Consider the following 5,432-nt stretch of genomic DNA (forward strand, 5'->3'; position numbering starts at 1 on the left):
AGACGGCGAATGGGAAACACCACTTATCAACGGAGGAGAGTGCGCTTATGTAGTTAGAAATGAAAGTGGGTGGGCACTATGTGCTATTGAGCAAGCCTATAATGACAAGAAAATAGATTGGAAGAAGCCTATTTCGTGTCACCTCTACCCTATCCGGCTACGTGAATATAGTTCATTTACAGCAGTGAATTACCATCGTTGGTCTCCTATATGCGATGACGCTTGTGCTTTAGGCAAAGAACTGCAAGTGCCTATATATAAATTTGTAAAAAATGCTCTTATTAGAAAATTTGGAGAGGAATGGTATGAAGAATTAGAGCTAATTGCTGAGCACTTAAAAGAAAAAAAATAATTTTTTGTATTTATTTTGGGGTTATCAGAAAAAGTTGTATATTTGTAAAATAAAATTAGATACAGAATAACTCAGCACTAAAGAAACAAGAAAAGTTAAATATGAAAATGACAAAGAATGATTTACACGATGCGCTGAAGCATTACTTCGGTTTTGAAGCGTTTAAAGGGCATCAAGAAGAGATTATTACCAGTGTGATTAACAAGGAGAATACCTTTGTTATAATGCCCACAGGTGGTGGTAAATCATTGTGCTACCAACTACCTGCTTTAGTTTTAGAAGGCACTGCCATTGTGATTTCGCCTCTGATTGCTCTGATGAAAAACCAAGTAGATGCGATGCGAGGTATTTCGTCTACTGATAGTATTGCGCACGTACTCAATTCATCACTTACCAAAAATGAAATTCGCGAAGTGATGGAAGATATTAGCAATGGCAAAACCAAATTATTATATGTAGCTCCTGAATCTCTCATCAAAGAAGAATATGCTAACTTCTTAAAAACAGTGCCAATATCATTTGTTGCAGTAGATGAAGCGCACTGTATCTCAGAATGGGGGCACGACTTCCGCCCCGAATACCGAAATATAAAAACTATTATTGAACGATTAGGTAGTAATATCCCTATAGTAGCCCTTACGGCTACAGCTACCCCTAAAGTGCAAGAAGACATACTGAAAAACTTAGGTATGTTAGAAGCTAATGTATTCAAATCGTCATTCAATCGCCCTAATTTATACTACGAAGTACGCCCTAAGACTAAGAATGTTGATGCTGATATTATTCGATTTGTAAAGCAAAATACTAAGAAATCTGGTATTATATATTGTCTTAGCAGAAAGAAAGTGGAAGATCTTGCTCAAACACTACAAGTAAATGGCATTTCGGCAGTACCTTACCACGCGGGCTTAGACGCTAAAACACGTGCTAAACATCAAGATATGTTCTTAATGGAGGAGGTAGATGTAGTCGTAGCTACGATTGCTTTTGGTATGGGCATTGATAAACCTGATGTACGCTTCGTTATTCACCACGATATTCCTAAAAGTATTGAGAGTTATTATCAAGAAACAGGACGTGCCGGGCGTGATGGTGGTGAAGGACATTGTTTGGCTTTCTACTCATACAAAGATGTTGAGAAGTTAGAGAAATTTATGATAGGCAAACCTATAGCTGAACAAGAAATAGGACAAGCCTTACTACAAGATATAGTGGCATACGCAGAGACCTCAAGTTCACGTCGCAAGTTTATATTGCACTACTTTGGAGAAGAGTTTGATGAAGTGAATGGTGAAGGTGCTAATATGGATGACAATGTACGTTTCCCTAAAGAAAAGAAAGAAGCTAAAGATGATGTAGTAAAGCTACTGAATGTGATTATAGCTACTAAACAGAAATTTAAAGCTAAAGAGATAGTAAATACACTCATTGGTAAAGTAAGCGCTCTCATAAAAGCACACCGCATAGATGAACAAGATTTTTTTGGTATAGGCAAAGATAAAGAAGATGCTTACTGGATGGCACTTCTACGCCAAGTAATGGTAAATGGTCTTATCCGCAAAGACATTGAGACATATGGAGTGATGTTTATCACAGAAAAAGGTAAAGAGTACCTTAAAAATGTAACCTCCTTTATGATGACTGAAGACCATACTTTTGAAGAAGAACCAGAAGACCCTAATAATGGTAATACTTCAGTAGCAGACCCTGTACTATTAGAAATGCTTAAAGATTTGCGTAAGAAAGTAGCTAAACAAAAAGGAGTGCCACCATTTGTAGTGTTCCAAGATCCTTCATTAGAAGATATGGCACTGAAATACCCTATTACCATTCAAGAACTTACCAATGTTCACGGTATTGGAGAGGGTAAAGCAAAGAAATTTGGAGCTGAGTTTGTAAAACTTATTGAGCGTTATGTAGAAGAAAATGATATTGTTAGAGCTGAAGACCTTATAGTAAAAACTACGGGCTCTAACTCGTCATTGAAATTGTTTATCATTCAGAATATAGACCGCAAATTGCCATTACCTGATATTGCTAAAGCTAAAGGTTTAGAAATGGATGAGTTCTTAAAAGAAATGGAACAAATAGTATATAGCGGTACTAAGCTAAACATTGATTATTGGGTAAATGAAATCTTTGATGAAGAACAACAAGAAGAACTACATGAATATTTTATGGAAGCAGATAGTGATAAGATTTCAATAGCTTCAAAAGAGTTTGGTGGTGATTATGAAGATGATGAACTAAGAATCTACCGACTTAAATTTATTAGTGAAGTAGCAAATTAAGAATACTTACATAATACAAAAATAAAAAGAGAATTAAGCAAAATGACTTCATTCTCTTTTTTGTTTCTAATAAAACAACAAATGCAAAGGTTTACAAGGTATTCCAAACCATTTAGAAATAGTAGTATCAGTAAGGATACCACGATAAAGATAAAGTCCATTGCGTAAGCCTTTATCTATCTGTAAGGTATTTTCTATACCTCCCTCCTCCCCTATTTTTAGTAGATAAGGCATTATAATATTACTTAATGAAAAAGAGGCTGTACGGGCATAACGAGAAGGAAGATTAGGCACCCCATAATGTAGTACGTTGTGCTTTATATAAGTAGGATTATCTAAAGTAGTAACTTGAATAGTCTCTATGCAGCCACCTGTACCAATGCTTGTATCTACTATAACAGCTCCTTTTTTCATCAGCTGTACCATATCTTCGCTTACTACTATAGGTGAACGCGTCTCTCCACGCATTGCCCCTATAAGCACATTGCAGCGCATTAATGCTTTCTTTAACAATTTAGGTTGTAATGCTGATGTATATACTGAAGCCGGCAGATGTTGCTTAATTTCTTTTAGCTTGGTAAGCGATTTTGCAAATATTTTCACATTAGCCCCCAATCCTAAAGATGTTTTAGCTGCAGCTTCTGTTACTTCATTAGCCCCTAATAACACTACTTCTATAGGAGGAACTCCTGTAATATTGCCAAATAACAATCTACTTCTTTCTGAAATAAGCTCTGCAGCTATCAATACGGAGGCTATTCCTGTGATTTCGCTAATTGACTCGTGTATGGGGTAGTTATCTTCTTCGTCTTTTATATGTTCAAATGCTAATGCTGTGATTTGCTTCTCAGCAAGTGCTTCAAAATATGCTTTGTCTTGTGTATTTATCTGCAATCCAGAGATTAGAGTAGCCTTGTGGCTCAGGAAGTCTATTTCTTCATAGGTAGGCGGCTCTACTTTTAATACTATTGGACAAGAAAAAACTTCGCGTGTATCATATATAATCTCTGCGCCTGCCTCGCTGTAATCTTTATCTGAAAAGTTAGCCTCATCACCCGCACCTACCTCAATAAGTAGTTGATGACCATTAGCAACAAGCACCGCTACATCATCAGGAGTTAGACAAATACGCCTCTCCTGAAATACACGTTCTTTAGGTAGCCCTATCTTTAATGATTTTTGCTCAGTAGCTACTGCTAAACGTTCTTCTTGCGGTATAAGTTGTGTTAATGACGATTGCATTAGTCTGAAAATTTAGTTTCTAAATCGCTTACATACTTTTTGAACTCTCTATCAGTTTCTATTAGATTTTCAACTGTTTTGCAAGCGTGTAGCACTGTAGCGTGATCGCGTTGGCCTATCTGACTACCAATGGTTGATAACGAGCTTTTAGTGTATTTCTTACTGAAAAACATCGCTAATTGTCGCGCTTGTACCACATTACGCTTACGAGTCTTAGAGTGTAATGACTCAATATCTAAATTGAAATAGTCAGCGATAATTTGCTGTATATGGTCTATCGTTAGATCGCATTGGCTATTCTTTACCGATTTTTCTATGATACTCTGCGCCAATTCAATAGAATATTCTTTGCGGTTGAAAGCTGCTTGTGCTATAAGTGAATTGCTCACACCCTCGAGTTCACGAACATTAGTACGTATATTTTCTGCTAAATAAGCTATAATATCCTCACTTATTTCAGCCCCATCAGTATAGAATTTATTTTGTAATATCTTATAACGGGTATTATAATCAGGAGTGGTAAGCTCGGCTGAAAGTCCCCATTTGAAACGCGAAAGAAGTCGCTGTTCTATGTCGAACAAATCGACAGGGGCTTTATCAGAGGTTAGAATAACCTGCTTACCGGTTTGGTGTAAATGGTTGAAAATATGGAAGAAAGCATCTTGCGTCTTCACTTTTCCTGAAAGAAATTGTATGTCATCTACAATCAGCACATCGATAAGCTGATAGAAGTGAATAAAGTCGTTGAGGTTGTTTTTATCTTTGTCTTTGGCTGTAGAAGCACTAATGAACTGCTGGGTAAACTTTTCGGCAGACACATATAGTACTTTCTTTTTAGGGTATTTCTCTTTAATATCTACCCCAATAGCGTGCGCTAAGTGCGTCTTGCCTAATCCTACTCCCCCGAAAATAAACAAAGGATTGAACGCCGTTCCGCCCGGTTTATTGGCTACAGCTATGCCTGCAGAGCGCGCTAATCTGTTTGATTCGCCTTCTACAAAATTATCAAAGTTTTGGTGCAAATTTAGTTGAGGATCGACTGTTATCTCGCGAATCCCTGGGATTACAAAAGGGTTCTTAAGCTCAGGGTCTTTGGCCTCAGTAGCTAATGTCAAAGATTGTTTAGCTAACTCTGGTCGGTTAGTACTTGGCAGCTGCTTTTTATCAACAAGAGAGTCAATTATATATATTAATCGAGCCCCTTCACCTAAAGTGTAGGTCATAGCCGACTTGAGCAATCCTATATAATTATCTTCTAACCACTCGTAAACGAATTGGCTTGGCACTTTTATTTTAAGCGTTTTTCCTTCTAAAGTCACAGGCACTATAGGAGCGAACCACGTGAGAAATGGTTGCTCATCAATATTGTCCTTTATAAATTCGAGGCACTTAGCCCAGACTTTTTTAGTTGCTTCTTCCATAATTCTGAACTATTTTTAGGCAGCTGCTTTCACCTAAAACTTTGATTATTAGATTTTTTTACTAATTTTGCACGAAATAAATATGTTGTTATTTCAGTGAGCAAAATTGTGAATAATTTTTGAATA

At 36.9% G+C, this 5,432-nt stretch carries 4 protein-coding genes; 2 read left to right on the forward strand and 2 right to left on the reverse strand.

Features of this window, described 5'->3' with window-relative positions; translation table 11 throughout:
* Nucleotides 1-352: DUF3109 family protein (locus HMPREF9074_RS06835; protein ID WP_034540094.1), on the forward strand; the 352-nt coding region annotated here is incomplete at its 5' end.
* A 101-nt stretch (nt 353-453) separates the two neighbouring features.
* Nucleotides 454-2,643: a DNA helicase RecQ gene (recQ, locus tag HMPREF9074_RS06840; protein ID WP_009392831.1), complete on the forward strand. Its 2,190-nt coding sequence runs from the start codon at nt 454-456 to the stop codon at nt 2,641-2,643.
* A gap of 66 nt (nt 2,644-2,709) precedes the next feature.
* Here the strand turns inward: recQ and HMPREF9074_RS06845 are convergent, their stop codons facing one another.
* Nucleotides 2,710-3,885, reverse strand: a complete 1,176-nt coding sequence (locus tag HMPREF9074_RS06845) for an alanine dehydrogenase (protein WP_009392832.1) — start codon at nt 3,883-3,885, stop codon at nt 2,710-2,712.
* A complete protein-coding gene (dnaA, locus tag HMPREF9074_RS06850; protein ID WP_009392847.1) occupies nt 3,885-5,306 on the reverse strand; it encodes a chromosomal replication initiator protein DnaA in 1,422 nt (473 codons plus the stop codon). The genes HMPREF9074_RS06845 and dnaA overlap by 1 nt, the downstream gene beginning before the upstream one ends.
* Between the last annotated feature and the right edge of the window lie 126 nt (nt 5,307-5,432).

The organism is Capnocytophaga sp. oral taxon 329 str. F0087 (assembly GCF_000213295.2).
In the GTDB taxonomy this organism is placed as follows: Bacteria; Bacteroidota; Bacteroidia; order Flavobacteriales; family Flavobacteriaceae; genus Capnocytophaga; species Capnocytophaga leadbetteri_A.